Genomic DNA, 25,726 nt, shown 5'->3' with positions numbered 1-25,726 from the left:
GCGCCTGGCGAGGTTAGCCCAATCCATGACAAGCGACAGAGCCCCGAGATGCGTGACGGCTACATAATCTGCGGCACGCCGAGAACCGGAAGCACCTTGCTGTGCGGCCTTCTGGCCTCGACGAAAACAGCCGGCGATCCGCACTCGTTCTACCGGCGGCAGGACAAGGCGGAATGGGCAGAAGAGTGGAAATTGCCGCATCCCGATACGATGAGCGCGCATGACTTCGATGTCGCCTACCTCAAGGCGGCAATCAGCGCGGGAAAGGGCGGAACAGCCGTCTTCGGCTTGCGCCTGATGCGGGAAAACCTGGGTGAACTCTCGGCCATCCTCGACCGGATCTACCCAGACCTGCCATCGGACAAAGCACGCTTTGAAAAGGCCTTCGGCCGGATCCTCTACATCCATCTTTCGCGCGAAAACAAGCTGGCGCAGGCGGTGTCGCTGATCAAGGCCGAGCAGACTGGGCTTTGGCACATCGCGCCCGACGGAACCGAGATCGAACGGGTCGCACCGCCGCAGGAACCCCGCTACGATTTCAAGCGGATCCAGCGCGAGCTTGCCGAACTCGAAGCCTATGACGCGGGCTGGAACGTCTGGTTCGCGGAGCAGGGGATCGTCCCGCTGCGCATCGGCTATGAGCGCCTGTCAGGCGATCCGGCAGCGGCATTGGCATCCATCTGCAAGGCCCTGGGCGTTCCGGCGCCGAATGCCGCCGACGTAAAGCCGGGCGTCGCCAAGCTCTCGGACGAGATTAGTCTGGACTGGATGCGCCGCTATCGTCTGGACGCGGCGATTTGATCAAGCCCTCTTTACCGCGACCGTTTCGCTGAGCCATGTGCCGATCTTACTGCCGAGGCGGTCGGGCGACACCGGCTTGGGCAGATAGTCGTCCATTCCGGACTCGATACATTTGTCGCGGTCGCCCTTCAGTGCGTGAGCGGTGACGCCGATGATTGGTGTGTGATTGCCACTCGCTGCCTCCGCCGCCCGGATGGCGCGGGTCGCCTCGTAGCCGTTCATCTCCGGCATGGAGACGTCCATGAGGATCAGCTTCGGCCGCAGCGCCCGGTACATCTCAACGGCCGTGCGGCCATTGCTGGCGATGCGGTAGCTGAGGCCAAGCCCATTGAGGATTTGGCCGAACACCAGCTGGTTAACGTCATTGTCCTCGGCGATCAGAATATCGATCGGGCCGTTTGGCGTGGCGATCGATTCAGGCACTGTGGCCGCCGGAATTGCCGGGCCGCGAATGACGGTGAAGGCGGGTGGCGTCACGGGTGCCGCCTGCTGAACAACAGGCTCGCGAACGAACTGGGCCTTGCCGATCTGGGCCCGCGCTTTCTGGATGGCCGAGATGACGGTGCCGAGCAGGATGGCCGAGCGCGCCGGCTTGGTGAGATGCGCGGCGATGCCGAAATCGATGACCATCTTGCCGAAATCGACCTGGTCGACGGAGGTCAGCAGCACCACCGGGATGGCGGAGAGACGGCTGTCGGCGGAAATCGCCTTGGCGACATCGGCGCCGTTCATGCCGGGCATCTGGTAGTCGAGGATGATGCAGTCGACCGCAGCACCGAGTTGGCTGGCCCGGTCTAGAAAGGCGAGGCCGACGGCGCCGCTTTCGGCGGCCGCGCAGTCGAAGCTCCAGCTTCTGAGCTGCTCCAGCAAGATCTCGCGGTTGACCGGGTTGTCGTCGATGACCAGCACGCGGGCGCCGGTGACATCGACCGGCACGATCTCGTTGCGCGTGTCCTGCTGATGCGCCGGCAGCGGCACGGCGAACCAGAACACCGAGCCGCGGCCGATCTCGCTTTCGACGCCGATCTTGCCGCCCATCAGGTCGATGAGGCGGGCGGCGATGGCAAGGCCGAGGCCGGTGCCTTCATGGCGGCGCGTCGACGAGCCGTCGACCTGCGCGAATTTCTCGAACACGTTCTCGAGCTTCTCGGCAGGAATGCCGATGCCTGTGTCCTCGACGCGGACCTTGAGCTGGACCATGCCGTCGACCACCTCGCCGCCGACATCGATCAGCACATGGCCCTTCTCGGTGAACTTCACCGCATTGCCGAGCAGATTGGTGACGATCTGACGGAACCGTCCGGCATCGCCGACGACATGGGCAGGCAGGCGCGGGTCGACGCGCACGATCAGCTCGAGGTTCTTTTCGGCGACGCGCGCCGACACCAGTGTGGCCACGTCCTCGACCGCTTCGGCAAGCCGGAAGGGTGCAGGATCGAGCGTCAGCTGACCGGCATTGATCTTGGAGAAATCAAGGATGTCGTTGATGATGGTGAGCAGCGCATTGCCCGATTTGACGATGACATCGGTGAAGGTCTTCTGGCGCGCGTTAAGCTCGGTCTTGGCGAGCAGTTCGGCCATGCCCAGCACGCCATTCATCGGCGTGCGGATCTCATGGCTCATATTGGCCAGGAATTCCGATTTGGCGCGGTCGGCCGCTTCGGCCTTGAACAAGGATACGGCGGATTCGGTGAAGGCGCGGCGGATCGCCTTTTCCATCGGCCGGAAGATCCAGAGGGCAACGATGGCAAGAACCGCGAACAGAAGGCCGCTTGCCCACAACAGCAGCCTGTCGCTGGATGCGTCGGCCAGATGGCGTTCGCCATCCATGGCGGTCCGCACACGCATCAGCATCGGCTGGACGAACAGGTCGTTCTGGTTGAGGATTTCGCGCGAGCTCCATTCGTCGGTCTGTTGCGCCGCCGACATCAGGTTGAAGTTGCGCACGATGTCACGCGACGACCAGAACAGGTCGCCGTTGACGGCGGCCGACGAGAGTTCGTCCAGCGTTTTGGCCGACAGGCTCGGCTTGATCGCGGCCAACTCCGCGGACAGTGTTTCGATCTCGCCGGTCAGGCGTTGCGAATGGCCGCGCGCGGCGGCGGCAAGGCCGTCACGGGTTTCGGTGCGCCAGGTCGTGCTGGCGGTTTCGGCAAAGCTGGAGGCGTTGCGCAGGTCGCGGGTGAAGACGACGAGATTGCTGCTCAGCGCGTCGATGTCGTGGCGGAAGGAATTGACGCGATTGAGCGCAAACATCACCGCGGTGGAAGCCAGCGCAAAGATGAGCAATCCCGAGATGTAGCGGATCCGGATCGAGCGGATGAAGAAAGAATATTCCGGCATGCGCAACCCCAACACATACGCATCATTTTAACGGTCGGGATTACGCTTGATTTACATTAAAATTCCGTTCGCGCCTGGCGGGCCGTCAAGATCCTGGCTGCACGTGCCCGGAGTTGGCGCCATAGAGGGTGGCATCGCATTCGCGCATCATGCGCAGTGCTTCTTCCTCGGTCAGGCCGAACTTGCGCATCATGCTCCGGATTTCGGGGCCTACAGCTATCTCCACCGGTCTTGCCGCCTGGCGGGTCTTCCTGGCCTTTTTCTTGGACATCAGTACGTTTCCCGTCTTGACCGACACATGTTTCGCATCAGCCCTGGCCCGGCCTCACCGTGCTGCGCCAGACCATGGGCGCATGGCAGATCAGGCGGCTGCCAGCCTCCTCCCGCGCGCCGGTCGCGAGCCGCACGGCGCGCCTGGCGATCTCCTCGATCGGCGGCGAGAACGTCGTCAGCCGGTAAGAGGCCCAGTCGGCCTGTTCGATGTCGTCAAAGCCGATGACGCAGAGATCGCGGGGTACGCTGATGCCGAACTCGTGGCGGGCCGCATCGAGAAAGCCGCACGCAATCAGGTCGGTCACGCAGAACGCCGCATCCGGCCGCTGCCGGCCGGAAAAGAGTCGCCTGGCGCCATCGGCTCCGGTGGCATAGCCGGTGCGGCCCTCGCGCCACACGGTCACCTCCAGCCCTTCCTTCTGCGCGGCGGTAAGGAAGGCGGTTTCGCGGGAGAGCAGGCTGGGCGTGCCGGCAGCCGAGGTCACCAAAGCGGGGCGGGTACAGCCGGCCCGGATGAAGGCATGCAGCGCTGCCTCTGCGGCTGCAGCGTTGTCGACACCGATATTGTGCGGGCCGTCGAAGCGGTCATCGCGATTGATCAGCACCAGCCGCTGGCCGTTCTCAAGACAGGTGCGGATCAGCAACTGCGGCGGCGAGCCGGACAGAACGATGCTCGCATCGGCGCGATAGTTCAGCGTGTTGCGCAGCGCCTGGTCGACATGGTGGCTGGGGCCGGAGGTGTTGAACACCATGGCCATTTTGCCGGCGTCCCGCAGATGTTGGGTCAGCGCCTTCTGCAGGCGGGCATGATAGGGCGTGTCGCCATCGGCAACGATGAGGCAGACGATGCCGGTCGAAGCCCGCATCAGGCCGCGAGCCAGATGGTTGACGTGATAGCCGAGTTGCTCGGCCGCCAGCATCACCCGTTCGCGGGTTTCCCCGGAAACGGAAGCGCCGGGCGTGAAGGTACGTGACACGGCCGAGCGCGAAACCCCGGCGAGGTCGGCAACCTGCTGGGCGCTGGAAAAACCGGTGCGGATTCTCGGAACCGTCAAGCGAACGCTCTCGCTGCTGTTTTCGTGATTCTTTGCACGCCCGTGCAATGTAATGCAACTCTTCTGCCATTGCCACCCACCGCACTTGACAGGCATGGCGGAATGCAACAGCTTTGCACAGCCGTGCAATACAACCCGGCTCAAGAGTGGCATCGGAGGAATACCCTGTCCATTTCGCCGAAGACGGCATTGAGGGCGCGACTGTCCGGACCGGCTGCATGAGCAGGGCGGCGGCGCATCCGAAGGCGGACCGGCTGTCCGAGGCCGAGATGGACAGGCGTGCCGAGGTCTGCCGGAAACTGCTTGTCACGGCCGGGCAACTGGCGATGGAAGGCTATGCCCGGCAGGGCGCCGTCCAGCCGGTGGCGATGAAAGGCCCGCAGGATTTTCTCACTGAAACCGACGGCAAGGTCGAGGAGCACATCCGCGCGACGCTGGCAGACGCTTTTCCGCAGGACGGGTTTTTGGGCGAGGAAGGCGGTGGCATCGGCTCTGCCCGCATGTGGGTCGTCGACCCCATCGACGGCACCGCCAATTTCATGCGCGGTATTCCGCATTTCTGCATTTCGATAGCTTTCGTCGAGGACGGCCGCAGCGAGATCGGCGGCATTGCCAATCCGGCCATCGGCGAAACGTATTTTGCCCGTCGCGGGCAAGGCGCGACACGCAATGGCGCGCCGATCCATGTTTCGCCGACGCAAGCGTTCGACCGTGCCTTTGTCGAGTTCGGCTGGTCGCCGAGGATTCCGAACCGTGAGTATCTCGACAAGGTGAGCCTGGTGTGGGCGCTCGGCGCCAATGTACGCCGCTCCGGCTCCGGAGCGCTTGGGCTGGCCTATGTGGCCGACGGCCGCTCGGATGCCTATGCCGAGCTGCACATCAATTCGTGGGACTGCCTGGCCGGATTGCTGCTGGTGGAGGAGGCCGGCGGCCGTGTGAACCGGTTCCTCGACGGCGACGGCATGGCGAAGGGCAATCCCGTGCTAGCGGCAGCACCCGGCGTTGCGGCGACATTGTCCCAGGTGATCGGAGTGCCGCTCGACGACGGGTAGATCGTTTCCAGTGAGAAGACAGGGAGGAATATCGATGAAGACATTTGACAGTAAGCGAGGCTTGCGCGCCGCCTGGCTTGGCCTTGGCGCGGCGCTGGCCATGTTCGGATTGGCGAGTGCCGCCCAGGCGGCCGACCGCAGCCTCACAATGTATTGCGCCGTCGACGAGGCCTGGTGCCGGGCGATGGCGACCACCTACCAGAAGGAGACGGGCGTCAGCGTCGACATGACCCGCATGAGCGCCGGCGAAATCTACGCCCGCCTCCGGGCCGAGAAGGACAATCCGCAAGCCGATATCTGGTGGGGCGGCACCGGCGACCCGCATCTGCAGGCGGCGGAAGAGGGCCTCACCCAGGAATACAAGTCGCCGCAACTGGCAAACTTGCGCGACTGGGCGCTGAAGCAGGCCGACAGGTCGAAGAACCGCACGGTCGGCATTTATCTCGGTGCACTCGGCTATGGCTACAATGAGGAAGATCTGAAGCAGCGCGGGCTGACCGCGCCGGCGTGCTGGGCCGATCTGGTCAAGCCGGAATTCCAGGGCGAGATCGAGATGGCCGACCCGAATTCATCGGGCACGGCCTGGACCATGCTTGCCACCATCGTCCAGCTGATGGGCGAGGACAAGGCATTCGACTATCTCAAGCAGCTCAACAAGAACATCGCCGAATACACCAAGGCAGGGGCCGCGCCGGCGCTCGCCGTCGGCAAGGGCGAGACGCTGATCGGCATCTCCTTCCAGCACGACGTCATCAACGCGGCCAAGCAGAACCCGGCGGTGAAGGTGGTTTCGCCTTGCGAGGGCACCGGCTTCGAGATCGGCTCGATGAGCATCGTGACGGGCGCCAAGCATGTCGAAGAGGCGCAGAAATTCTACGACTGGGCGCTGAGCCCGGACGCGCAGAAGCTCGCGGCGCCGAACGGCAGCTTCCAGATCCCGTCGAACAGCGCCACGCCGGTGCCGCCCGAGGCGCCGGACCTCTCGAAGATCAAGCTGATCGACTACGACTTCGCCAAATATGGCTCGTCGGCCGAACGCAAGCGGCTGTTGAAGAAGTTCACCGACGAGGTTCGCAATGGCGGCTGAGCGCGTTTTTTTGCGCTCACTCTAGCATCTGATCGCCGGCTGCCCCTCGCGGCAGCCGGCGCACCATCCTTTGGCAACAGAAAGACATTGAATGGCCGCGGCCGGTTCCATGGTCAGTTCCGCTCCTGGACGCAGCGCGCTCGCCTGGGTAATGGCCGCGTGGGCGAGCTTCGTGCTCTTGCCTTGGTACAAGGTCGAAGGCGGCTTCCTGTCGTTCGACTGGCTGGCACAGCCGGCGGATGCGACGCCGGCCATCATCCTGGCGCTCGGTGGCCGGCCCTGGCTGTTGCCGCTTGTCCTGCCGCTTTTGCTGGCGAGCTGGCTGGTGGCGCGCAACAACCCCAAGAGCCTTGCGGTTGCAGGCGCGGCGGGCCTGCTGTGGCTGGCCATCGAAGGCTTTTCCATCATCCATTCGGGCTGGGGATTTGGCTTGCTTACCCAGATCGCCGGCACGCCGGGACCGATACAGCCGGGGCTCGGCTGGGGTGCGGCGCTCTATGCCGTGGCGATGCTGATGTTCATCGCCGAGGCGCTCGCCGCGCGCGGCTGGTGCAAGGGCGACCGTTTCGTCGTCGGCTCGCTCTCAATCGTGATTGCTTCGCTGATCCTGTTCGTCGCCTATCCGCTGCTGTCGATCCTCACCTCGGCCATCAAGGACAATGACGGCAATGTCGTGCCGGCGCTGTTCTTCGAAAAGATCTTCAGCGCCAACATATGGAGCCTGCGCTGCCTCTATGGCGAGGGCTCCTGCGGCGTGGCGTGGAACACGGTGGCGATCGCAGTCCTCGTCGGCTTTTTCTGCACGGCGCTTGGGCTGGCTCTGGCGCTGATTGCGCTTCGCACCAAGCTGCCGGCCAAATGGCTGCTGCGCGGCCTGTCCATCCTGCCGATCATCACGCCGCCCTTCGTCATCGGCCTGGCGCTGATCCTGCTGTTCGGCCGCGCCGGCATCGTCACCAACCTCATGTCGGTGCATCTCGGCATTCCGCGCAGCCGCTGGATCTACGGCATGGCCGGCATCACCATCGCGCAGGTGCTGGCCTTCACGCCGATCGCCTTCCTGGTTCTGGTCGGCGTGCTGCAAGGGGTCAGCCCGAGCATGGAGGAGGCGTCGCAGACCTTGCGCGCCAGTCGCTGGCGGACGTTTCGCACCGTCACCTGGCCGTTGATCCGGCCGGGCCTGGCCAGCGCCTTCCTGATCTCGTTCATCGAGAGCATGGCCGATTTCGCCAATCCGCTGGTGCTGGGAGGCAATTTCAACGTGCTGTCGACCGATATATTCTTCGCGGTGGTTGGCGCGGCGCACGACCAGGGCCGCGCGGCGGTGCTGGCGATCGTGCTGTTGATGTTCACGCTGGCAGCCTTCGTCATCCAGCGCCGCTGGATCGGCAGCCGCAGCTACGTCACCGTCGCAGGCAAGGGCGATGGCGGCGTACCGGCGACGCTGCCCAAGGCCTTGCGGATCGGCTGCTACGCCGCCGTCGTTCCGTGGCTGGTTCTGACCATCGTGGTCTACGGCATCATCCTGAGCGGCGGTTTCGTGCAATCGATCGGGCGCGACAACACGCCGACGCTCGAATATTTCCTCACCGCCTTTTCGATCGAGAAAGGCGTCAATGGCTGGTTTTTCAGCGGCTCGGCCTGGCCGTCGCTGCTGATGACCATCGGCCTGGCGCTGGTGGCGATGCCGTTCACCGCGGCGCTCGGCATCCTGACGGCCTATCTGCTCGACCGGCAGCGTTTCGCCGGGCGCACCATGTTCGAGTTCCTGGCCATGATGAGTTTCGCGATTCCCGGCACGGTAATCGGCGTCAGCTATATCCTTGCCTTCAACGTGCCGCCGGTGCAATTGACCGGCACCGGGCTGATCATCGTGATCTCCTTCATCTTCCGCAACATGCCGGTGGCGATCCGTGCCGGGCTCGCCAATCTGGGCCAGATCGACAAGAGCCTGGACGAGGCATCGCTGACGCTTGGGGCGCGGTCTTTTGCTACCTTGCGGCGGGTGATCCTGCCGATCCTGAAGCCGGCGATCGTGACCGCGATGATCTACAGTTTCGTGCGCGCGGTGACGGCGGTCAGCGCCGTCATCTTCCTGGCGAGCGGCCGGTTCAACCTTGCCACGGTCTACATTGTCGGGCGCGCAGATGTCGGCGAATACGGCATCGCGATTGTCTATTCGGCGGTGATGATCGTCGTCATGATGGTCATCCTGATCGGCATCCAGCTGCTGGTCGGCGAACGCCGGCTCGGCCGGCGCCGGCCTGGTCCGGAAGCCGTTGTGGCAGCAATCTGATGGGGAGAAGCGGCGTGGATCAGACGGCGAAGAATGCTGCCCCGGTTGTCACGGACAGGCCGGCCGTGCGGTTCGAGGGCGTCACCAAGAAATACGGCGCGGTGATCGCCGTCGACAATGTCAGCTTCGACATCGCGCCGGCCAGCCTGGTGACGCTGCTCGGGCCCTCGGGTTGCGGCAAGACGACGACGCTCAGGCTGATCGCCGGGCTGGAACAGACCAGCACCGGGCGCATCCTGATCGACGACAAGGACGTCACCTTGCTGTCCGCCGCCGAGCGAGATGTCTCCATGGTGTTCCAGTCCTATGCGCTGTTCCCGCACATGAACGTGATGGAGAATGTCAGCTACGGCTTGCGGGCTATGGGGCTTGGCAAGGCGCAGGCAGCCGAGCGCGCCGCCGAAAAGCTGTCGCTTGTCGGCCTGTCCGGCTACGAGAAGCGCCAGCCGAGCGAGTTGTCCGGCGGCCAGCAGCAGCGCGTCGCGGTGGCGCGCGCCATCGTGCTGGAGCCGAAGGTGCTGTTGTTCGACGAGCCGCTGTCCAATCTCGACGCCAAGCTGCGCCGGCGGGTGCGCGACGAAATCCGCGGTCTCCAGCAAGATCTGGCGCTGACCATGGTCTATGTCACGCATGACCAGGAAGAGGCGCTCGCCGTCTCCGACCGCATCATCGTCATGAACGCCGCTCGCGTCGCCCAGGACGGCACGCCGCGCGACCTCTACAACGAGCCGACCAACCGTTTCATCGCCGACTTCATGGGCGACGCCAATCTGCTCGATGTCGAGGTGCTTTCCAGCAATGCGACCAGTGCCAGGGTCAAGGTCGGACCCTTGCTGCTCGACATGCCGGGTCGCGGTAACGCTCCGGGGCCGGCGATCCTCGCTGTGCGCCCGAATGCCGTGCGCATCTTGCCCGGCCAGCCAGCGGGCACCATGAAGGGCCAGGTGGTCAAGAGCTCGTATCTCGGCGACCACATGGAATACCGAATCGCGATCAGCGATCCGGCGGTCGAACTGTTCGCGACATCGCCTGATGTCACACCCGCCGTGGCGGAAGGGACGATGGTCGGGATCGATTTCGATCCGGCGAAGATCGTGCTGATCAAAGACGATTGAACGCGCCGGGAAAGCACCTTCGAAAAAATCCAGCCTGAATGTCACACCGGCCGGTCTTGTCTCGTCATGATGGCGTACCCAACACAAGGACTGCAATCATGACCGCCAAGATCGACCTCTTCGCCGCCGCCCCTGCGCTGATCAAGCAGTGGCAGCGCGCATCGACCGAACTCTCCGTCGCCGCCGGGCTCGAGCACAGCCTCAACGAGCTGGTGAAGCTTCGGGCGTCGCAGATCAATGGCTGCGCCAACTGCATCAATCTGCATGCCACCGAAGCGCGCGAGAATGGCGAGACCGAGCAGCGCATCTATCTGCTGCCGGCCTGGCGCGAAGCGCCCTGCTACAGCGACCGCGAGCGTGCCGCGCTCGGCTGGACCGATGCGCTGACGCGCCTCTCGGAAGGACAGGACCGCGAAAGCGCCTATGATGATCTTAAGGCGCATTTCACCGAGGAGGAGCAGGTGAAGCTCACCGTTTTGATCAACATCATCAATGGCTGGAACCGCATCGCCGTTGGCTTCGGGCTCTACACCGACGCAGCAACGATACGCGCCAGCGCCAAGGCGGCCTGATGACGGCGACGGCACCCGACGACGCGGCAGCGGGCTTCGGCCCGCTGCGTCCGAAGCTGATGCGGGTCGCCTATCGCATGCTGGGCTCGGTGAGCGACGCCGAGGATGTCGTGCAGGATGCCTTCATCCGCTGGATGGGGACCGACCGCTCGCAGGTTCGCGAGCCAGAAGCGTTCCTGCGCCGCACGGTGACGCGGCTTTGCCTTGACCAGCTCAAATCCACGCGGCGCCAGCGCGAGACCTATATCGGCCCTTGGCTGCCCGAGCCGATCGTCGAAGAGGACGATCTTGAAGATGTCACCTTGCCGCTGATGTTGGCGCTGGAGCGGCTTTCGCCGCTCGAGCGGGCGGCCTTTCTGCTGCACGATGTGTTCGGGCTGGAATTCGAGGAGGTCGCGACCGCCATCGAGCGCGATTCAGCCGCCTGCCGCCAGCTTGCCGCTCGCGCACGGGGCCATGTCCGCGAGGCGCGGCCTCGCTTCAAGGTGGCGAAGCAGCGTGGCCTGGAGATCGCCGAAGCCTTTTTCGCGGCATCGCGCAGCGGCGACATGCAGGCGCTCGGCGCGCTGCTGACGGAAGATGTCAGCGCTCATGCCGATGGCGGCGGCAAGCGTCCGGCGGCTTTGGCGCCGGTGCTGGGCTTCGACGCCGTCATGAAGCAATACGCGCAAGTCGCGGCCTGGCTGCGCGACAATCGCTCGACGCTGGTGCGCATCGGCTTCGTCAATGGACTGCCGGGGTTCGTCACGCGGGAGGCCGATGGCGAACTGCAGACGACCGCGCTTGACATCGAGGACGGGAAGATCGCGGCCGTCTATGTCATGCGCAATCCCGACAAGCTCAGGCATCTGCGTTAGACCCGATTGAATCGGAGCGAAATACCGGTTCGGCCCGCCTCCAAAAGCCGGCCCTTCCTGTGTGCGACCCGAGGACGATGTCAGGGCTGCCCTTTGCCGCTGCCGCCACCGACCTCTAGGATGCCTTCTCCCCGTCACGTGGCTGGATCAGCCTGCGCGCGGCATCTGCTCCTGCCGCAAGGAAGCGATCCGACAATTCGGTCCCTGCCACCGCGCGGGCCAGTTGAAGCGCGCCGATGAGGGTCGCAAAGACGCCCATGGCAACGCCTTCCGGATCCCTGGCCTGCGGAAGCGCTGCAGACAGCTGACGCACCAGAACCAGCAAGCGTTCGGTATAGACTTGTCGCGTTTCGAGCGGCTGACGCGCGAGTTCCGGGAGCAGCGCGGCGTTGGCGCAGCCGGCTCCCGGATTGTCCCGGTGCCCGGCTGACAGATACGCCGCTATGCCCATCTCCGGACCACCGGCTGCCAATACCTCCTGCAGTTGCTGCGACTGGGCCTCCAGTGCCGCTACAAGGCTTTCACGCACAAGCTCCGCCTTGGACTGGAAATGCGGATAGAAGGCTCCGTTCGTCAGTCCGGCGTCGCCCATGATGGCTGCCAGTCCGGACGCGGCGATGCCGTCACCGCGAAAACGCTGGGCTGCGACCTCCACGATGCGATCGCGGGAGGCGTCCTTTCGGCCCTTTTCGTAGCGCATGGCGCTCTTCCTTTCTGCTATTGCATTATAGGTGTAATGTGATATTACGATCATAATTCAATCAACGGCAAAAAGCTAGCCCTCATGTCTGTGGAGTATCAAATGAGTACCCTTTCGGGAAGAACCGCAGTCGTGACCGGAGCCTCTTCGGGCATCGGCCGCGCCAGTGCCGAGGCCTTGGCGCGGGCGGGGTATACCGTCTTCGGGACAAGCCGCAGCAAGGCCGGCAACGGCCCGGCTAAGGTGTCCATGCTGACCTGCGACGTGACCGACGGGGAGTCCGTCAGCGCCCTCGTTGCAACCGTGCTGGCCCAGACCGGTCGTATCGATCTGCTGGTGAACAATGCCGGTGTCGGCCTGCTTGGCGGCGCCGAGGAATCTTCGGTCGCACAGGTGCAGGCTCTGTTCGACGTCAATCTGTTCGGCGTCATGCGCATGACCAATGCGGTGTTGCCGTCGATGCGGCGCCGCGGCCAAGGGCGCATCGTCAACATCGGCTCGATTCTAGGATTGGTGCCCGCGCCATACTCAGCGCACTACTCGGCGGTCAAGCACGCGCTGGAGGGCTATTCGGAATTGCTCGATCATGAGGTTCGCGCCTTCAACATTCGCGTCTCGGTCATCGAGCCGGCATTCGTGCGCACCGTCTTCGACCAGAACGGCATCGAGCCGGATTCCCTGTTGAAGGACTACGATCAGGCGCGCGCCGGTCTCAAGGCGCTGCTTGCCGATGTGATGCCCAAAGCCGATCGGCCGGAAGTGGTGGCGGATGTGGTCGTCAAGGCAGCGACCGACGCCCGTCCGCGACGGCGCTATACCGCAGGGAAGGCAGCGCGCCAGGTCAGCCTGCTGCGCCGCTTCGCCCCCGCGGGGATGTTCGACAAGACCTTGCGCAAGCAATTCCGCCTGCCGGTCTGAACAACGGTGGGACGGAGAATTTCACACACAAACGGCACACCAACGGACACTCTCAGAAAGTCACTGCCATGAAGGCATTCGTTGTCGATAAATATAGCAAGAAAGGCATTTTGCGGCTGGCCGAGATGCCGGAGCCGGAGCTGCTGGACAATGACGTCCTGGTCGAGGTCCATGCCGCCGGGGTGAACCTGCTGGATTCCAAAATCAGGACCGGCGAATTCAAACTCGTCCTTCCCTATCGCCGGCCCTTCATCCTCGGTCACGACGTGGCTGGAAGGGTTGTCAGGGTGGGCTCGAAAGTCCGCAAATTCAAACCCGGCGACGCCGTCTATGCGCGGCCGCGCGACGGCCGGATCGGGACATTCGCCGAATTCATCGCAATCGATGAAGCCGACGTGGCGCTGAAGCCGGCGAACCTCAGCATGGAAGAGGCGGCCTCGATCCCGCTGGTCGGTCTGACCGCCTGGCAGGCTCTCATCGAGAGGGCGGGTCTGAAGACAGGCCAGAAGATCTTCATCCAGGCTGGCTCCGGCGGCGTGGGGACATTCGCCATCCAGTTGGCAAAGCACCTCGGCGCGATCGTTGCGACAACAGCGGGCGCGGCAAGCAACGATCTGGTCAGGGATCTCGGCGCCGATGTCGTCGTCGACTACAGGAAGGACGACTTCGAGAAAATCCTGTCGGGCTACGACGTCGTCCTGAACAGCCAGGACGCCAAGACGCTTGAGAAATCCCTGACTGTGCTGAAACCGGGTGGGAAGCTCATCTCGATTTCCGGTCCTCCGGATCCCGAATTTGCCTGGAAACAGGGACTGAACGTGGTGCTAAGGCTGCTGCTGCGGCTGCTGAGCCGTGGTATCAGGACCAAAGCCAAGCGCCGGGGCGTGGGATTTTCGTTCCTGTTCATGTCGGCGCAAGGTGAGCAGCTGAGCAAAATCACGTCCCTCATCGAAGATGGGGCGATTCGCCCGGTCGTCGACAGGGTCTTTCCTTTTGAAGCGACCAATGAGGCGCTGGCTTACGTCGAAACAGGACGCGCCAAGGGCAAGGTCGTCGTCAAGGTCAGATAGCGCGCCCAGTTGCTTTGGGGCATTTGAGAGACACCAAGCAAGGCAGCGCAAGGCCGACAAATTCCGAAAACGGTTCGGCATCCGATTGCCCAAACCTCAGTTGTTGCGGACTGCCACGAAGCTTGCCGCTGCCTTCAGCAAGGCTGCCTGTTCACCGTAAGGCTCAAGCAATTCATGGGCCTGCTTGACCAGCCCATGGAGCTGGCTGCGCGCCCAGTTCGCGCCATGCAGCGCGACCAGCGTCGCCTTGCCGGCGGCTGCGTCCTTGCCGGTCGCCTTGCCCATCTGGCTGGCATCGGCGGTCAGGTCGAGCAGGTCGTCGGCAAGCTGGAAGGCAAGCCCGACCGCCGAGCCGAATTCGGCCAGCCGGTCGCGGTCCTGCGGTGCAGCGCCGGCAATGATCGCGCCGGCTTCGCAGGCGTAGCGGATCAGCGCGCCGGTTTTCATCGCCTGCAGCCGGACGATGCCGGCCTCGTCCGGCCTGTTGCGCTCGGCTTCGAGATCGAGCGTCTGCCCGCCGACCATGCCCCCCGTGCCGGCGGCGCGCGCCAGCGCCAGCACCAGCGCCGCCCTGCGCTCCGCCGGCAGCGCCGTCGCCTCATCGGCGAGGACATCGAAGGCAAGCGTCAGAAGCGCGTCGCCGGCAAGGATGGCGGTGGCTTCATCGAAGGCCTTGTGCACGGTCGGCTGGCCGCGGCGCAGATCGTCGTCGTCCATAGCAGGCAGATCGTCATGGATCAGCGAATAGCAATGCACGCATTCGAGCGCTGTCGCCACGCGAAGCGACGCCTCGCCATCGGCGCCAAAAAGGGCGGCACTTTCCATGACCAGGAAGGGGCGCAGTCGCTTGCCGCCGTTCAGCACGCCATGGCGCATGGCAGCCATCAAGCGCTCCGGCCGGGCGATCTCGCCGGCAAGCGTGCGGCCGTCGAGCAGCAGCCTGAGCCCGGCCTCGATCGCCGCCGCCCGCCCCAGAAGTGCGGCCTCAAAGGCCAATTGCTCGTCTTTCGTCATGGCCGGGAGCGGTAGCCGACACTCAGACGTTGCGCAAGAAGCCTCGCGCCATTATGCCGGAGGCGGGAGAGTGGCGCGGGTGGGGGCGGCTTGACGGAACCGATCGTCGATCATGAAACCGAAGGGTTTGAGATGGCGCGACCAAGGCGCGTGAACCGCGCCGGTCTGAAGCGCCTGGCACGGCGCGGCCTGGTCGTCGCCGTCGTGCTGGCGGCGATACCCATTGGGCTGACCTTCCTCTATCTGCCGTCCTTCGTGCATCCGATATCGACCTTGATGGTCAAAGACCTCGCGACCTTCTCCGGTTACGACCGGCGTTGGGTGTCGATCGACGATGTGTCGCCGGTGCTGGCCAATTCGGTGATCATGTCGGAGGACGGTCAGTTCTGCTTCCATCGCGGCATCGATCTCGGCGAATTGCGCGGCGTCGTCGACGATGCGCTGGCCGGCGAGGCGACGCGCGGCGCCTCGACCATCACCATGCAGACGGTGAAGAACCTTTTCCTGTGGTCGCGGCCGCTGGGCTCGGTGCGCAAGGTGGTCGAACTGCCGCTGGCCGTCTATTTCGATGCGGTGATGTCGAAACGGCGGATCATGGAAATCTATCTCAACATCGCCGAATGGGGGCCGGGCATTTACGGCATCGAGGCGGCGGCGCAGCATCATTTCGGCGTTTCGGCCAAACAGCTGTCGCGGCGGCAGGCGGCATTGCTCGCCGTCTCGTTGCCCAATCCGATCGCCCGCAATCCGGCCAAGCCCGGTCCGGGTCTGCGGCGCCTGGCGTCGCTGATCGAACGCCGCGCCGGCCGTTCGGGCGCGTATGTCGGTTGTCTTGATTAGGTAGAACCGCTGCCAGTTCAAAAAAAATCGCCACGGTGCTGGCCAAAACGGCGCAGGGCGTGTATAGGCACCCGACTTTCTCAGATTATGGCCCTGACGCGGCCCTTTCACGAGGGCTATCGGGGCATTTTGACCATGTAGTGGAGCATATCCATGGCCGTTCCGAAACGAAAAACCTCTCCGTCCAAGCGCGGCATGCGCCGCTCGGCCGACGCTCTCAAGGCCCCGACCTATGTCGAGGACAAGAATTCCGGCGAAATGCGCCGCCCGCACCATATCGACCTGAAGACCGGCATGTATCGCGGTCGCCAGGTGCTGACGCCCAAGGAAAGCTGAGACCAGCTTTCGAAGGGTTTGAATGCCAAAAGAACCGGCCATTGGCCGGTTTTTTTGCGTTTGGTGCGCGTCGCGCCGCCAACTATGCCAAAGACCGGGCGTCCGTGGCGATACAAGCTGCGGCGGCGGTGCTGTATTGAGTGATGCCTTGTCGCGGCGCTTCCGCGCGATGATCGGCCGGCTTCAGAGGGACCGCATGACCAAGCTCACCACAGCACCGCGCGATATCTTCCAGACCTTCATGAACTTCCCGCTGGTCGAGGACCTCGATGCGCTGAAGGCGGATGTCGCCATCATCGGCATGCCTTACGGCAGTCCCTACACGATCGACGAGTTGGTCAACGACCAGACCAACGCGCCGACGGCGGTGCGGCGCGCCTCGCAGCGCATCAGCCTCGGGCTCGACCGCTATGATTTCGACATTGGCGGAACCCTGTTTGACGGGCAGGACGTCAAGGTGGTCGATGTCGGCGATGTCCCCGGCGATGCCGCCGGCGGCCACTACAGGTTGGCCGAAGCGGCGATCCGAAAGATCCGCGTCGCCGGCGCCTTGCCGATCACCATTGGCGGCGATCACGGCATTCCGATCCCGATCCTGCGGGCGCTTGACGGCGAAGGGCCGATCACCCTGGTTCAGATCGATGCCCATCTCGACTGGCGCGACAATGTCAACGGGGTCAGGGAAGGCTATTCCAGCCCCATCCGCCGCGCTTCGGAGATGGCGCATATAGCCGGGATTTTCCAGCTCGGCATCCGCGGCCAGGGCAGCGCCCGGCTCGAGGAGGTCGAGGCGGCCCGCGCCTACGGCTCCAACATCGTCACCGCCAATGAATGGCAGGATATCGGTACGGCGGCGCTGCTCAAGCGCATCCCGGACCGTGGCCGCTATTACCTGACCATCGATGCCGACGGTCTCGATCCCGCTGTCATGCCGGCGGTCGAAGGCCCGGCGCCTGGCGGCATCAGCTACCGGCAGACGATCGAACTGATCAAGGGGCTGTTCGCCAAGGGACGTGTCGTCGGCATCGACATCGTCGAGATCGCGCCGGCGCGCGACGTCAACGAGATCACCTCGATGACCGCCGGCCTTTTCATCCTCAACGCTATCGGCGCCGCCGTGCGGACAGGCCAGTTCAAGCGCTGAATCCCGGCGTGTCGGTGGTCAGCCGGGGCAACTGTGGCTGACAGGGTTGTTTCGCGCGGTCTTTTTCCGTGTTTGCGGGCGCTAGCGAAAAATCTTGACGGCGTGCCTGCGGGGCATTCTACAGAAGGTGCCCCCATTGTTTAGGCAATTCCTTGGGAAACCGCTTTCCTGGAATTGCTAGAGGAGACGCCTGATGTTCGGTGCCATCCCGCTGCTGATCGTGCCCTTCGTGGCCTACAATCTCGGACTCCTCGGAATATTCGGCAGCGGCGACGATCCGTGGGCGACCGAGATCTTCTCGTTCAGCATGATGTCGGGCGGGGTGTTCTCGATGACGCTCGGCGACCTGATGGTGGTGATCGGGCTGATCTTCCTGTTCCTCGAAATGGTGAAGTCGGTGCGCACCACGAACGCCTCGATCATGGACCATCTGTTGTCGACGCTGGTCTTCGTGGCGTTCCTGGTCGAGTTCCTGCTGGTGAAGGGCGCGGCGCACTCCGTCTTCTTCACGCTGATGGTGATCGCCCTGTTCGATGTGCTGGCCGGGTTTTCGGTGTCGATGCGGTCGGCGAGTAGAGACATAAATTTGAACTAGCCGCCTTCGTTGGATGGTCGCATCCGTTCGCGATTGGCGTGGCTGCTCTTTCTGGTCCTCCTGGGGCGAAGCAAGGAGCGAAGCGACGCGGCGCAGACCTTGGGATCCATTCCGTGAAGCTAAGGCGTTGCAACGGTTCAGAATTCTGCTCCGCTTACACTTGCGGCAAAGGTCGCGGCATGGATCCCGGGGTCTTCGCGACGGAGCTTCGCTCCTGCTTCGCCCTGGGATGGCGAAGCTCCCCCTCAGCCCGGATCGGCGGTGAAGCCCGCCGCTTCGATGCCGGCGATGGCGGCGGCTTCGTCATTGTCCGACGTATCTCCCGAAATTCCGACGGCGCCGATGACGGCGCCTGCCTTGTCGCGGATCAGCACGCCGCCGACGACTGGCAACACGCGTCCACCCGAGACGTCGGAAATGCCGGCGACGAGATGCGGCCGCTCCTTGGCGAAAGCCTCGACACGGCGCGAGCCCATCCCGATGGCGAGCGCGCCATAGGCCTTGCCGGCCGACATTTGCGGGCGCAGGAACGAGGCTCCGTCCTGACGCTGGAAGGCGACGAGATGCGCGCCGGCGTCCAGCACGGAAACGCCGAGCGGCTTGAGCTTCAGCTCGGCGCCCTTGGCGAAGGCGGCGTCGATGATGTGCTTGGCTTTTTCGAGGGTCAGTGCGGTCATGGCTGTCTCCTGATCAAAACGCGTCAATCATCGCCTGACATGCGGGATGCGAAATCCCGGTTGCGGTTGAAATTGCTTCGCGTGGGAAAGCGGAAATGGCGGGCATTGCTGATCGTGGCACATGGCGGATACGATCCGCCGGCATCCAGATCGGGCGTCGATGAAGAAGGCCGCGCTATTTTTTCTTGGCTCGGGGCGCTTTCTTGACCGGAACGGCAGGGGCGTTGGCGAGGTCTTCCGCTTCCTTGGCAAGGCGCAATGCCCGGAGCTTGTTGGTCTTGGCCTGGCGGGCGTCGGCCTCGGCGACATACTCCGCCATCGCCTTTTGCCGCACCGTGGCTGCCTCTTCCTGCTTCTTGAAACGCATATCTGCCCTGGCGCGGGCAGTATCCTTAGAGTTCTCGACCAAGAGCGTTATCCAATCCCGTAAATTATGTTTTTCAGCCCCTTGATAGCAGAGCCGGCCTGATAATGGGGAAATAAGTTGGTCAAGCGGCCGGGGCCTCGATGCCGCTCGACGCCTTGCGGGCTACCACCGCCTCATATCCGGCCTGCAATGTAGCGCGGACGGAAGGCTGCGCGGGTGTGGCGACAGGCGTGCCCAGATGGTCGTGGCGCAACTCGTCCATGAACTGCTCCCACATTGGCGGTCCGCCTTTCTCCAGCAGCTCGGCCCGGATCGAAAGCTCCTCGCTCACCGGCAGCCAGACGCGGCCCCAAGCGCCGAGATGCGCCATGATCGGCACCAGCGTGATGGCCATCTCGGTCAGGCTGTAGATCGCCTTCTGCTTGTGCGAGGGGTCGTCGGCCTTGGTCAGCATGCCGAGTTCCATCAGCCGCTTCAGCCGGTCGGCCAGGATATTGGAAGCGATGCCCTCGATCGAGCCGTTGAGCAGTTCGCGAAAGTGGCGTTTGCCGCCAAAAATCATGTCGCGCAGGATGATCAGGCTCCAGCGATCGCCGAACACTTCCAGCGACAGATTGATAGGGCATCCCGAGCGGTGTTCGGTTTTCATCCGACTCTCCTCAAAAACCAGTTGCATTATCGTACCAGTTTTATTATCGTGCAACCGATTGCAAAACGCAATCAGTTTGGTTGGCCTTTGATTGGCCGATGCGAGGAGAGTCCCATGACACGGGCCGCAGCACCCGAAATCGTCTCCCAGACGTTTGGGGATCCCGGCGATCCAACCGTTCTGCTGGTCATGGGCGCCATGGCCTCGATGCTGTGGGGGCCGGAGGCGCTCTGCAAAAAACTCGCCGGCGAGGGCCGTTTCGTGATCCGCTACGACAATCGCGATACCGGCCTGTCGACCAAATATGCGCCGGGCGAGCCGCCGTATACCTTCGACGACATGGCGGACGATGCGGTGCGCGTCCTCGACGGTTGCGGCATCGGCGAGGCGCATGTGGTCGGGATGTCGATGGGCGGCATGATCGCGCAACGACTGGTGTTGAAACATCCCTCGCGTGTCATCTCGCTGACCGTAATCAGCAGTTCGCCGGTGGGGATCGACACATCGCAGCTGCCGGGAACGACCGAGGCCTATATGGAGCACTCGGCCGATGGCGCCAAGGTCGATTGGTCGGACCGCGACCAGGTGGTCGGCTTCGTCGTCAAGGATGCGCGTGCGATCGCCAGCACCGCGCATCCGTTCGACGAGAAGGCGATGCGCGCGTTCGTCCTTCCTGAGCGCGACTAACCATTTCATGCTGAAGAGCTGCGAGGATCTGAAAGGACGCCTGCGCGAGATCAAGGTTCCGCTGCTCGTCATTCACGGGACATCGGATCCGATCTTTCCGGTCGAGCATGGCGCAGCCCTTGCCGACGCTGTTGCCGGCGGGCGGCTTGTCCGCGTCGAAGGCGGTGGCCACGAACTGCATCCCGACGACTGGGGCACGATCGTTGCCGCCATCGTCACGCATACCAAGCCCTGAAGGCAGTCTCGAACCTTGACACATTCGCCTCACGGGAATAGTTAAGTAAATGCTTCAGTGTTGGCGCTGGCTGGCACCGCTCCAGCATCGGCGAACCACAAACAGACGAGCAAAAAATGTCCCTGACCTTCCATTTCCATCCGCTGGCATCGTTCTGCTGGAAACCGCTGATTGCGTTCTACGAGAACGACACGCCCTTCACGCCGGTTATCGTCGACCTCGGCGACGAGCAGTCGCGGGCAGCATTCCTGAAGGTGTCGCCGACCGGCAAGATGCCGGCGCTGCATGACGATGCACGCAATCGCACGGTGCTGGAATCGACCATCGTCATCGAATATCTGGCCGCGCATTATCCCGGGCCGGTCGAGCTCATCCCGGCCGAGGCCGACCTTGCTCTCCAGGTCCGCCAGGCTGACCGTTTCTACGATTTCTACGTGCAGGCGCCGATGCAGAAGATCGTCGGCGACAGGTTGCGCCCGCAGGACCGGACCGACCCGTTCGGGGTCGACGAGGCGCGCGCGCAACTGCGCAACGCCTATGCGATCATCGAGGAGGAGATGCGTTCGAAAATCTGGGCGGCCGGCCCCACCTTCACCATGGCCGACTGCGCGGCCTCGCCGGCGCTGTTCTACGCCAACAAGGTCGAGCCGTTCGGCGACAGCTATCCGGCCGTGAAACACTACCACGACCGCCTGCTCAAGCGGCCGTCCTTCGCCCGGGTGGTCGAGGAGGCGCAGCCCTACTTCAAGTTCTTTCCCTACAATAACGGCTGATCGCGATGCTGCACGATCCCGCCCAGCTCGACCTGATGTTCCAGGCGCTCGCGGACCCGGCCAGGCGCAGCATGGTCGAGCGGCTGTCGCGTGGGCCGGCCTCGGTCAGCCAGTTGGCCGAACCGCTGGCGATGTCGCTGTCGGCCGTCGTCCAGCATCTCAACGTGCTCGAAGCAAGCGGGCTGGTGCGCTCGGAAAAGCTCGGCCGCGTGCGCACCTGCCAGATCGCGCCGCAGGCGCTGCGTAGTGCAGAACACTGGATCAACGAACGGCGGCTGACATGGGAGCGTCGGCTCGACCGGCTCGGCGATTTTCTCGCCGGGACCGAATGACCTGAAGCAGAGGAGAAATGACCATGCCCGGCAAAAGCAGAGCGGAGTTGATCCGCGGCTATTTTTCCGCCTACCAGGCGAATAACAAGGCTGCCGTCGCGGCGGTGCTCGCCGACGATTTCACCTTCACCAGCCCTTATGACGACGCCATCGACCGTGCGACCTATTTCGAGCGCTGCTGGCCGGACAGCCCGGCCTTCAGCTCGATCGTCATCGAGCGGATATGCGAGGACGAGGACGCCGCCTTTGTCCTCTATCGCTGCGAGACGGCGGACGGAAAGACCTTCCGCAACACCGAACTGCATCTGTTCCATGACGACAGGTTGCGCGCCGTCGAAGTCTATTTCGGCGCGTCCTATCGCGACGGCGTCTTCGTCGCGCAGAAACCATCAAGCTGACCAAGAGGACCTGACCATGGCCGAACGATCCGTCGTCCACTCCACCTTCGTCCTCGAGCGCCTCTATCCATTTGCACCGGCGAAAGTCTATTTCGCGCTCAGCGATCCGGCCGCCAAGCGGCGCTGGTTCGCCGACCCCGACAACCCGATGACCCACAGGCACGAAATGGATTTTCGCGTCGGCGGCCAGGAGGTCAATGCCGGCGGGCCGAAGGACGGGCCGATCCACACCTATACCGCCACCTATCAGGACATCGTGCCCAACCAGCGCATCGTCTACAGCTACGACATGCTGTTCGGTGATGTCAGAATCTCGGTTTCGCTGGCGACAATTGAGCTTCGCCCGGAAGGCACGGGCACGCGTCTGGTGCTCACCGAGCAGGGCGCGTTTCTCGATGGGCACGACACACCGTCATCGCGCGAGCATGGTACCGGATTCCTGCTCGATGCGCTGGGCAAGGCGCTGGCAACGGACACTTGAAAGCCAGGGAGGCGAGCTGGAATCGCGGCCTATGCTTCCCAGAACTGATCAAGCCAAATATTGAGCTTGAGGAAGCCGGCACTGCTGACTGTATAGACCCGCCTCGTGCCCTCGGCCCTGGCCTGAACCAGACCGGCGTCCAGCAGCACTTTCAAATGCTGGGACACGGCCGGGCGGGAGACTGGAAGGCCCGAAGCCAGCTCGTTGACGGTTTTCGGGCCACGCCGGAGCTCTTCCAGAAGATAGCGCCGGTTGGGGTCGGCAATCGCCATGAAGGCGTCAGAAAAGATCATGCCTATACTTGTGGGGCAAAGCTTTTCAAATCTCAACCGTCGGCTTCCGCTTTTCTGAGCCGCAGTGCTTCAGGGGTGACCGAGCGATCGGCCGGCTGGGTCTTGAAGGCGTCGCGGTCTTCGATCGGCACCGGCGCGCGGCGGCTGATGCGCAGCAACGTGTAGGCGGCGAGGCTGAGATGCGCCAGCGCGGTGGCCAGGAACAGGCCTTCGGGGCGGAGCCAGCCCATCAGGGCGGCAGCCAGCAAGGGCCCGATCATGGTTCCGAAGCCATACAGAAGCAGCAGGCCGCCCGAGACCTTGACGAAATCCTCCGATCGGGCGTGGTCGTTGGCATGCGCCACGGCGATCGAATAGAGCGTGTAGGCAAAGGCGCCGTAGGCAGCGGCGAAGACAATGACGAGGACGGCGGAACGCGGTTCGAACAGGAAGATCAGGATGGCGAACAGTGCGGCGCCGAAAGCCGCGCCCGCCAGCACGAAACGGCGGTCGGTCTTGTCCGAGAGGCGTCCGGCCGGAAGCTGCATGGCCGCGCCGGCAATAACGACAAGGCTCATCATCAGTGCGATCTGGGCGGTGGAGATGCCGATACGGGCGCCGTAGACGGCGCCAAGCGTGCCCCAGGCGCCATTGGCGATGCCGACCAACAGGCAGGCGATCGCCGACACCGGCGAGTTGGCGTAGAGACCTTTGACGTCGAGCTTGACGTCCTGCAAAGGCTTGGGAGACGAAGCCGACGACACCGCGGTCGGGATCAGCGACAGGCAGAACAATATGCCGGTGATCATGAACAGCGATGCCGATCTGACGTCGCCGCCGGCAACGATCATCTGGCCGCCCATGATCGAGGCATAGGTGACCATCATGTAGAGGCCGAAGACGGTGCCGCGGTTCTCGTTGGTGGCCTTCTCGTTCAGCCAGCTTTCGATGACCATGAAGGCTCCGGCCATGGTGAAGCCGGTGAAGGCGCGCAGCAGGATCCAGACATATTCGTCGATGATCAGGCCGGTAAGCAACGCCACGATGGCGCCCGAAGCGGCAAAGGCGCCGAACGCCCGGACGTGGCCGGCGCGGCGCACCAGGCGCGGTGCGAAGAAGCAGCCGGTGACGAAGCCACCGGCCCAGGCCGTGCCCATCAGGCCGAGCGATGCGGTCGAAAACCCTTCGAGCTGGCCGCGCAACGGCAACAACAGGCCGTGCAATCCCGAAGCCGCGAGCAGGAAAGCGGTGCCGCGAAGCAGCGAGAGGATCGGCCTGTAGCTTGCAAACATTGTTTGATCCGTCTGGAGATTCGGTGGCGGGGTCTGAAGACAGGCGCATTCGGGCTTTTCGGCGGCGGATGCTCAACGCCGAAACTAACGCGAAAACTAGCCGCGGCGAAACAGGGCTTCGGCCGCCGATTTGGTGCTGCCCTTGGTCTGGAGCTCGGCTTCGAGCCGGGCAATCTCCTCGCGCAGGATGCTGATCCGTTCGGTCAGGTCACCGACCGAAAGCAGCGACAGATCCTGTCCGATCTCATGCGGGCGGGCTTTCTTCTTGGGTTCGTCGTCGAAGATCGCCATCGTCGCTCCTCCCTATTCAGTATTGGGGCTGATTTGGCCATTTGCCTGATCCGGCAATCAGCATACATAGGGCAGGGGCGTAGATGCAAACAGCCGGCAAGAAGCTGGCAGCCGGCGGACCGAGACGGGAAATTTCATGGCGAGCGGACATAAAATTCCAGCCACGATGACGGCCATTGCAATCTCGCAACCGGGCGGGCCGCGGGTGCTGAAACCGGAAACGCGCGACGTGCCGGTGCCTGGTCCCGGCGAAATCCTGATCCGGGTGCGTGCGGCCGGCGTCAACCGCCCCGACGTGCAGCAGCGCAAGGGCGCCTATCCGGCGCCGCCCGGCGCTTCCGACCTGCCCGGTCTCGAGGCATCGGGCGAAGTGGCCGTCCTTGGCGACGACATATCGCGCTGGCGCATCGGCGACCGGGTCTGCGCGCTGACGCCGGGGGGCGGTTATGCCGAATATGTAAAGGTTCATGCCGGCAGCGTGCTGCCGCTGCCCGCCGGCTTCACCCACACGGAGGCGGCCGCGGTTCCGGAAAACTATTTCACCGTCTGGCACAATGTGTTCGAGCGCGGCGGCCTGAAAAAGGGTGAGACGCTGCTGGTCCATGGCGGCTCATCGGGCATCGGCACCACGGCGATCCAGCTGGCGTCGGCCTTCGGCGCCTATGTCGTCACCACCGCCGGCAGCAAGGAAAAATGCGACGCCTGCCTGAAACTCGGCGCCGACCGGGCGATCAACTACCGCGAGGAGGATTTCGTCGCGGCGGTCAAGGATGCGACCGGCGGCAAGGGGGCCGACGTCATTCTCGACATGGTCAGCGGCGACTATATCGCGCGCAACTACGAGGCCGCCGCGGTCGAGGGCAGGATCGTCCAGATCGCCGTCCAGGCCGGCGCGGTGGCGAGCGCCGATTTCTCGAAAATCATGGTCAAGCGGCTGACCCACACCGGCTCGACGCTGCGGCCTCGCACGGTCGAGTTCAAGGCGGCGCTCGCCGCCGCACTGGAAGCACAGGTGTGGCCGCTGCTCGGCACCCGGAAGGTAGCGCCGGTGATGGACATGATCTTCCCGCTGACCGACGCCTGGCGGGCGCATGAGCGCATGGAAGAGGGCGAGCATATAGGCAAGATCGTTCTCGACGTCGGCTAGATGGGGCGAGATTTAGGTGAGGCCGGCCTGCGAATGGCGGCTCCCTGCGCTTCCGGC

29 protein-coding genes and 1 pseudogene are annotated in these 25,726 nt (G+C 63.8%); 19 read left to right on the top strand and 11 right to left on the bottom strand.

The features are described from left to right. Window positions 1-48: 48 nt before the first annotated feature. Window positions 49-801, top strand: a complete 753-nt coding sequence (locus AC3EML_RS01290) for a Stf0 family sulfotransferase (protein ID WP_023693646.1) — start codon at window positions 49-51, stop codon at window positions 799-801. On the opposite strand, the gene AC3EML_RS01285 is transcribed toward AC3EML_RS01290, so the two are convergent. The 3 genes from AC3EML_RS01285 to AC3EML_RS01275 form a co-directional block, all read right to left on the bottom strand. Beyond that, the gene (locus tag AC3EML_RS01285; RefSeq protein WP_352522061.1) at window positions 802-3,144 is read right to left on the bottom strand and encodes a response regulator; all 2,343 of its coding nucleotides are present in this window, start codon (window positions 3,142-3,144) and stop codon (window positions 802-804) included. It abuts the gene before it with no gap. An 85-nt stretch (window positions 3,145-3,229) separates the two neighbouring features. Beyond that, window positions 3,230-3,415 (bottom strand): hypothetical protein, encoded by a 186-nt coding sequence (locus AC3EML_RS01280; RefSeq protein ID WP_023684018.1) that lies wholly within the window; start codon window positions 3,413-3,415, stop codon window positions 3,230-3,232. A 37-nt stretch (window positions 3,416-3,452) separates the two neighbouring features. Beyond that, window positions 3,453-4,472, bottom strand: coding sequence for a LacI family DNA-binding transcriptional regulator (locus tag AC3EML_RS01275; protein WP_031208759.1), 1,020 nt, complete (start codon window positions 4,470-4,472; stop codon window positions 3,453-3,455). A gap of 218 nt (window positions 4,473-4,690) precedes the next feature. Here AC3EML_RS01275 and AC3EML_RS01270 point away from each other — a divergent pair, with 218 nt between their 5' ends. From AC3EML_RS01270 to AC3EML_RS01245, 6 genes are all read left to right on the top strand, one after another. Then, window positions 4,691-5,524, top strand: a complete 834-nt coding sequence (locus AC3EML_RS01270) for an inositol monophosphatase family protein (protein ID WP_031198040.1) — start codon at window positions 4,691-4,693, stop codon at window positions 5,522-5,524. Window positions 5,525-5,585: 61 nt separating this feature from the next. Further along, a complete protein-coding gene (locus AC3EML_RS01265) occupies window positions 5,586-6,611 on the top strand; it encodes an ABC transporter substrate-binding protein (RefSeq protein ID WP_488505388.1) in 1,026 nt (341 codons plus the stop codon). A gap of 91 nt (window positions 6,612-6,702) precedes the next feature. Next, window positions 6,703-8,907 carry an ABC transporter permease gene (locus AC3EML_RS01260; protein WP_352522063.1) on the top strand — a complete coding sequence of 735 codons (2,205 nt, stop codon included), beginning with the start codon at window positions 6,703-6,705 and terminating at the stop codon, window positions 8,905-8,907. 14 nt (window positions 8,908-8,921) lie between these two features. Next, on the top strand, window positions 8,922-10,022 hold the full coding sequence (locus AC3EML_RS01255; protein WP_352522064.1) for an ABC transporter ATP-binding protein: 1,101 nt from the start codon (window positions 8,922-8,924) through the stop codon (window positions 10,020-10,022). A 98-nt stretch (window positions 10,023-10,120) separates the two neighbouring features. Then, window positions 10,121-10,594: a carboxymuconolactone decarboxylase family protein gene (locus AC3EML_RS01250; protein ID WP_023673089.1), complete on the top strand. Its 474-nt coding sequence runs from the start codon at window positions 10,121-10,123 to the stop codon at window positions 10,592-10,594. Then, entirely contained in the window at window positions 10,594-11,451 is an 858-nt protein-coding gene (locus tag AC3EML_RS01245) for a sigma-70 family RNA polymerase sigma factor (RefSeq protein ID WP_352522065.1), read from the top strand. The genes AC3EML_RS01250 and AC3EML_RS01245 overlap by 1 nt, the downstream gene beginning before the upstream one ends. Before the next feature lie 115 nt (window positions 11,452-11,566). Here AC3EML_RS01245 and AC3EML_RS01240 read toward each other — a convergent pair whose 3' ends face one another. Next, entirely contained in the window at window positions 11,567-12,151 is a 585-nt protein-coding gene (locus AC3EML_RS01240) for a TetR/AcrR family transcriptional regulator (protein WP_352522066.1), read from the bottom strand. Between the two features lie 102 nt (window positions 12,152-12,253). On the opposite strand from AC3EML_RS01240, the gene AC3EML_RS01235 reads away from it, so the two are divergent. Both AC3EML_RS01235 and AC3EML_RS01230 read left to right on the top strand, forming a co-directional pair. Then, on the top strand, window positions 12,254-13,069 hold the full coding sequence (locus AC3EML_RS01235) for an oxidoreductase (protein ID WP_488505137.1): 816 nt from the start codon (window positions 12,254-12,256) through the stop codon (window positions 13,067-13,069). 68 nt (window positions 13,070-13,137) lie between these two features. After that, entirely contained in the window at window positions 13,138-14,139 is a 1,002-nt protein-coding gene (locus tag AC3EML_RS01230) for an NADP-dependent oxidoreductase (RefSeq protein ID WP_023748329.1), read from the top strand. Between the two features lie 96 nt (window positions 14,140-14,235). Here the strand turns inward: AC3EML_RS01230 and AC3EML_RS01225 are convergent, their stop codons facing one another. After that, window positions 14,236-15,153, bottom strand: a complete 918-nt coding sequence (locus tag AC3EML_RS01225; protein WP_352522067.1) for a polyprenyl synthetase family protein — start codon at window positions 15,151-15,153, stop codon at window positions 14,236-14,238. Window positions 15,154-15,285: 132 nt separating this feature from the next. Here AC3EML_RS01225 and AC3EML_RS01220 point away from each other — a divergent pair, with 132 nt between their 5' ends. The 4 genes from AC3EML_RS01220 (at window position 15,286) to AC3EML_RS01205 (ending at window position 18,068) form a co-directional block, all read left to right on the top strand. Then, the gene (locus AC3EML_RS01220; RefSeq protein ID WP_050586887.1) at window positions 15,286-15,993 is read left to right on the top strand and encodes a transglycosylase domain-containing protein; all 708 of its coding nucleotides are present in this window, start codon (window positions 15,286-15,288) and stop codon (window positions 15,991-15,993) included. Between the two features lie 153 nt (window positions 15,994-16,146). Continuing rightward, a complete protein-coding gene (gene rpmF / locus AC3EML_RS01215; protein WP_008834724.1) occupies window positions 16,147-16,329 on the top strand; it encodes a 50S ribosomal protein L32 in 183 nt (60 codons plus the stop codon). A gap of 196 nt (window positions 16,330-16,525) precedes the next feature. After that, window positions 16,526-17,473 (top strand): agmatinase, encoded by a 948-nt coding sequence (locus tag AC3EML_RS01210; protein ID WP_023733045.1) that lies wholly within the window; start codon window positions 16,526-16,528, stop codon window positions 17,471-17,473. Between the two features lie 193 nt (window positions 17,474-17,666). Next, on the top strand, window positions 17,667-18,068 hold the full coding sequence (locus tag AC3EML_RS01205; protein WP_023670154.1) for a hypothetical protein: 402 nt from the start codon (window positions 17,667-17,669) through the stop codon (window positions 18,066-18,068). Between the two features lie 245 nt (window positions 18,069-18,313). Here the strand turns inward: AC3EML_RS01205 and AC3EML_RS01200 are convergent, their stop codons facing one another. The 3 genes from AC3EML_RS01200 to AC3EML_RS01190 form a co-directional block, all read right to left on the bottom strand. After that, entirely contained in the window at window positions 18,314-18,745 is a 432-nt protein-coding gene (locus tag AC3EML_RS01200; RefSeq protein WP_023690074.1) for a GlcG/HbpS family heme-binding protein, read from the bottom strand. Window positions 18,746-18,920: 175 nt separating this feature from the next. Continuing rightward, window positions 18,921-19,154 (bottom strand): hypothetical protein, encoded by a 234-nt coding sequence (locus AC3EML_RS01195; protein WP_023684002.1) that lies wholly within the window; start codon window positions 19,152-19,154, stop codon window positions 18,921-18,923. 79 nt (window positions 19,155-19,233) lie between these two features. Continuing rightward, a complete protein-coding gene (locus AC3EML_RS01190) occupies window positions 19,234-19,761 on the bottom strand; it encodes a winged helix-turn-helix transcriptional regulator (RefSeq protein WP_023670151.1) in 528 nt (175 codons plus the stop codon). Window positions 19,762-19,875: 114 nt separating this feature from the next. On the opposite strand from AC3EML_RS01190, the pseudogene AC3EML_RS01185 reads away from it, so the two are divergent. From AC3EML_RS01185 to AC3EML_RS01165, 5 genes and pseudogenes are all read left to right on the top strand, one after another. Next, window positions 19,876-20,683: pseudogene (locus AC3EML_RS01185) on the top strand (alpha/beta fold hydrolase). A gap of 116 nt (window positions 20,684-20,799) precedes the next feature. Continuing rightward, window positions 20,800-21,456: a glutathione S-transferase family protein gene (locus AC3EML_RS01180; RefSeq protein ID WP_023711651.1), complete on the top strand. Its 657-nt coding sequence runs from the start codon at window positions 20,800-20,802 to the stop codon at window positions 21,454-21,456. A 5-nt stretch (window positions 21,457-21,461) separates the two neighbouring features. After that, window positions 21,462-21,788, top strand: a complete 327-nt coding sequence (locus AC3EML_RS01175; RefSeq protein WP_023699361.1) for an ArsR/SmtB family transcription factor — start codon at window positions 21,462-21,464, stop codon at window positions 21,786-21,788. Between the two features lie 23 nt (window positions 21,789-21,811). Further along, entirely contained in the window at window positions 21,812-22,186 is a 375-nt protein-coding gene (locus tag AC3EML_RS01170; RefSeq protein ID WP_032887163.1) for a nuclear transport factor 2 family protein, read from the top strand. A gap of 16 nt (window positions 22,187-22,202) precedes the next feature. Next, window positions 22,203-22,667 (top strand): SRPBCC family protein, encoded by a 465-nt coding sequence (locus AC3EML_RS01165; RefSeq protein ID WP_023706276.1) that lies wholly within the window; start codon window positions 22,203-22,205, stop codon window positions 22,665-22,667. A gap of 29 nt (window positions 22,668-22,696) precedes the next feature. On the opposite strand, the gene AC3EML_RS01160 is transcribed toward AC3EML_RS01165, so the two are convergent. The 3 genes from AC3EML_RS01160 to AC3EML_RS01150 form a co-directional block, all read right to left on the bottom strand. Further along, complete coding sequence (locus AC3EML_RS01160; protein ID WP_023690079.1) at window positions 22,697-22,960, bottom strand: ArsR/SmtB family transcription factor; 264 nt, start codon at window positions 22,958-22,960, stop codon at window positions 22,697-22,699. A gap of 32 nt (window positions 22,961-22,992) precedes the next feature. Further along, window positions 22,993-24,231 carry an MFS transporter gene (locus AC3EML_RS01155; protein WP_023683997.1) on the bottom strand — a complete coding sequence of 413 codons (1,239 nt, stop codon included), beginning with the start codon at window positions 24,229-24,231 and terminating at the stop codon, window positions 22,993-22,995. Between the two features lie 96 nt (window positions 24,232-24,327). Then, a complete protein-coding gene (locus tag AC3EML_RS01150; RefSeq protein ID WP_023670145.1) occupies window positions 24,328-24,522 on the bottom strand; it encodes a DUF1192 domain-containing protein in 195 nt (64 codons plus the stop codon). A gap of 136 nt (window positions 24,523-24,658) precedes the next feature. Here AC3EML_RS01150 and AC3EML_RS01145 point away from each other — a divergent pair, with 136 nt between their 5' ends. After that, complete coding sequence (locus AC3EML_RS01145) at window positions 24,659-25,669, top strand: NAD(P)H-quinone oxidoreductase (RefSeq protein ID WP_352519840.1); 1,011 nt, start codon at window positions 24,659-24,661, stop codon at window positions 25,667-25,669. The last annotated feature ends 57 nt before the right edge of the window (window positions 25,670-25,726 follow it).

Source organism: Mesorhizobium sp. P170090, from assembly GCF_057786115.1.
Note: the sequence above shows the minus strand (reverse complement) of the source record. Positions and strands in the feature narration are given on the sequence as shown.

Bases quoted from the DNA above. Each gene is read 5' to 3' on its own strand.
- AC3EML_RS01290 (WP_023693646.1), top strand. From the start codon at position 49: ATGCGTGACGGCTACATAATCTGCGGCACGCCGAGAACCGGAAGCACC.
- AC3EML_RS01285 (WP_352522061.1), bottom strand. From the start codon at position 3,144: ATGCCGGAATATTCTTTCTTCATCCGCTCGATCCGGATCCGCTACATC.
- AC3EML_RS01280 (WP_023684018.1), bottom strand. From the start codon at position 3,415: ATGTCCAAGAAAAAGGCCAGGAAGACCCGCCAGGCGGCAAGACCGGTG.
- AC3EML_RS01270 (WP_031198040.1), top strand. From the start codon at position 4,691: ATGAGCAGGGCGGCGGCGCATCCGAAGGCGGACCGGCTGTCCGAGGCC.
- AC3EML_RS01260 (WP_352522063.1), top strand. From the start codon at position 6,703: ATGGCCGCGGCCGGTTCCATGGTCAGTTCCGCTCCTGGACGCAGCGCG.
- AC3EML_RS01250 (WP_023673089.1), top strand. From the start codon at position 10,121: ATGACCGCCAAGATCGACCTCTTCGCCGCCGCCCCTGCGCTGATCAAG.
- AC3EML_RS01245 (WP_352522065.1), top strand. From the start codon at position 10,594: ATGACGGCGACGGCACCCGACGACGCGGCAGCGGGCTTCGGCCCGCTG.
- AC3EML_RS01240 (WP_352522066.1), bottom strand. From the start codon at position 12,151: ATGCGCTACGAAAAGGGCCGAAAGGACGCCTCCCGCGATCGCATCGTG.
- AC3EML_RS01235 (WP_488505137.1), top strand. From the start codon at position 12,254: ATGAGTACCCTTTCGGGAAGAACCGCAGTCGTGACCGGAGCCTCTTCG.
- AC3EML_RS01230 (WP_023748329.1), top strand. From the start codon at position 13,138: ATGAAGGCATTCGTTGTCGATAAATATAGCAAGAAAGGCATTTTGCGG.
- AC3EML_RS01225 (WP_352522067.1), bottom strand. From the start codon at position 15,153: ATGACGAAAGACGAGCAATTGGCCTTTGAGGCCGCACTTCTGGGGCGG.
- AC3EML_RS01220 (WP_050586887.1), top strand. From the start codon at position 15,286: ATGGCGCGACCAAGGCGCGTGAACCGCGCCGGTCTGAAGCGCCTGGCA.
- rpmF (WP_008834724.1), top strand. From the start codon at position 16,147: ATGGCCGTTCCGAAACGAAAAACCTCTCCGTCCAAGCGCGGCATGCGC.
- AC3EML_RS01210 (WP_023733045.1), top strand. From the start codon at position 16,526: ATGACCAAGCTCACCACAGCACCGCGCGATATCTTCCAGACCTTCATG.
- AC3EML_RS01205 (WP_023670154.1), top strand. From the start codon at position 17,667: ATGTTCGGTGCCATCCCGCTGCTGATCGTGCCCTTCGTGGCCTACAAT.
- AC3EML_RS01200 (WP_023690074.1), bottom strand. From the start codon at position 18,745: ATGACCGCACTGACCCTCGAAAAAGCCAAGCACATCATCGACGCCGCC.
- AC3EML_RS01190 (WP_023670151.1), bottom strand. From the start codon at position 19,761: ATGAAAACCGAACACCGCTCGGGATGCCCTATCAATCTGTCGCTGGAA.
- AC3EML_RS01180 (WP_023711651.1), top strand. From the start codon at position 20,800: ATGTCCCTGACCTTCCATTTCCATCCGCTGGCATCGTTCTGCTGGAAA.
- AC3EML_RS01175 (WP_023699361.1), top strand. From the start codon at position 21,462: ATGCTGCACGATCCCGCCCAGCTCGACCTGATGTTCCAGGCGCTCGCG.
- AC3EML_RS01170 (WP_032887163.1), top strand. From the start codon at position 21,812: ATGCCCGGCAAAAGCAGAGCGGAGTTGATCCGCGGCTATTTTTCCGCC.
- AC3EML_RS01165 (WP_023706276.1), top strand. From the start codon at position 22,203: ATGGCCGAACGATCCGTCGTCCACTCCACCTTCGTCCTCGAGCGCCTC.
- AC3EML_RS01160 (WP_023690079.1), bottom strand. From the start codon at position 22,960: ATGATCTTTTCTGACGCCTTCATGGCGATTGCCGACCCCAACCGGCGC.
- AC3EML_RS01155 (WP_023683997.1), bottom strand. From the start codon at position 24,231: ATGTTTGCAAGCTACAGGCCGATCCTCTCGCTGCTTCGCGGCACCGCT.
- AC3EML_RS01150 (WP_023670145.1), bottom strand. From the start codon at position 24,522: ATGGCGATCTTCGACGACGAACCCAAGAAGAAAGCCCGCCCGCATGAG.
- AC3EML_RS01145 (WP_352519840.1), top strand. From the start codon at position 24,659: ATGGCGAGCGGACATAAAATTCCAGCCACGATGACGGCCATTGCAATC.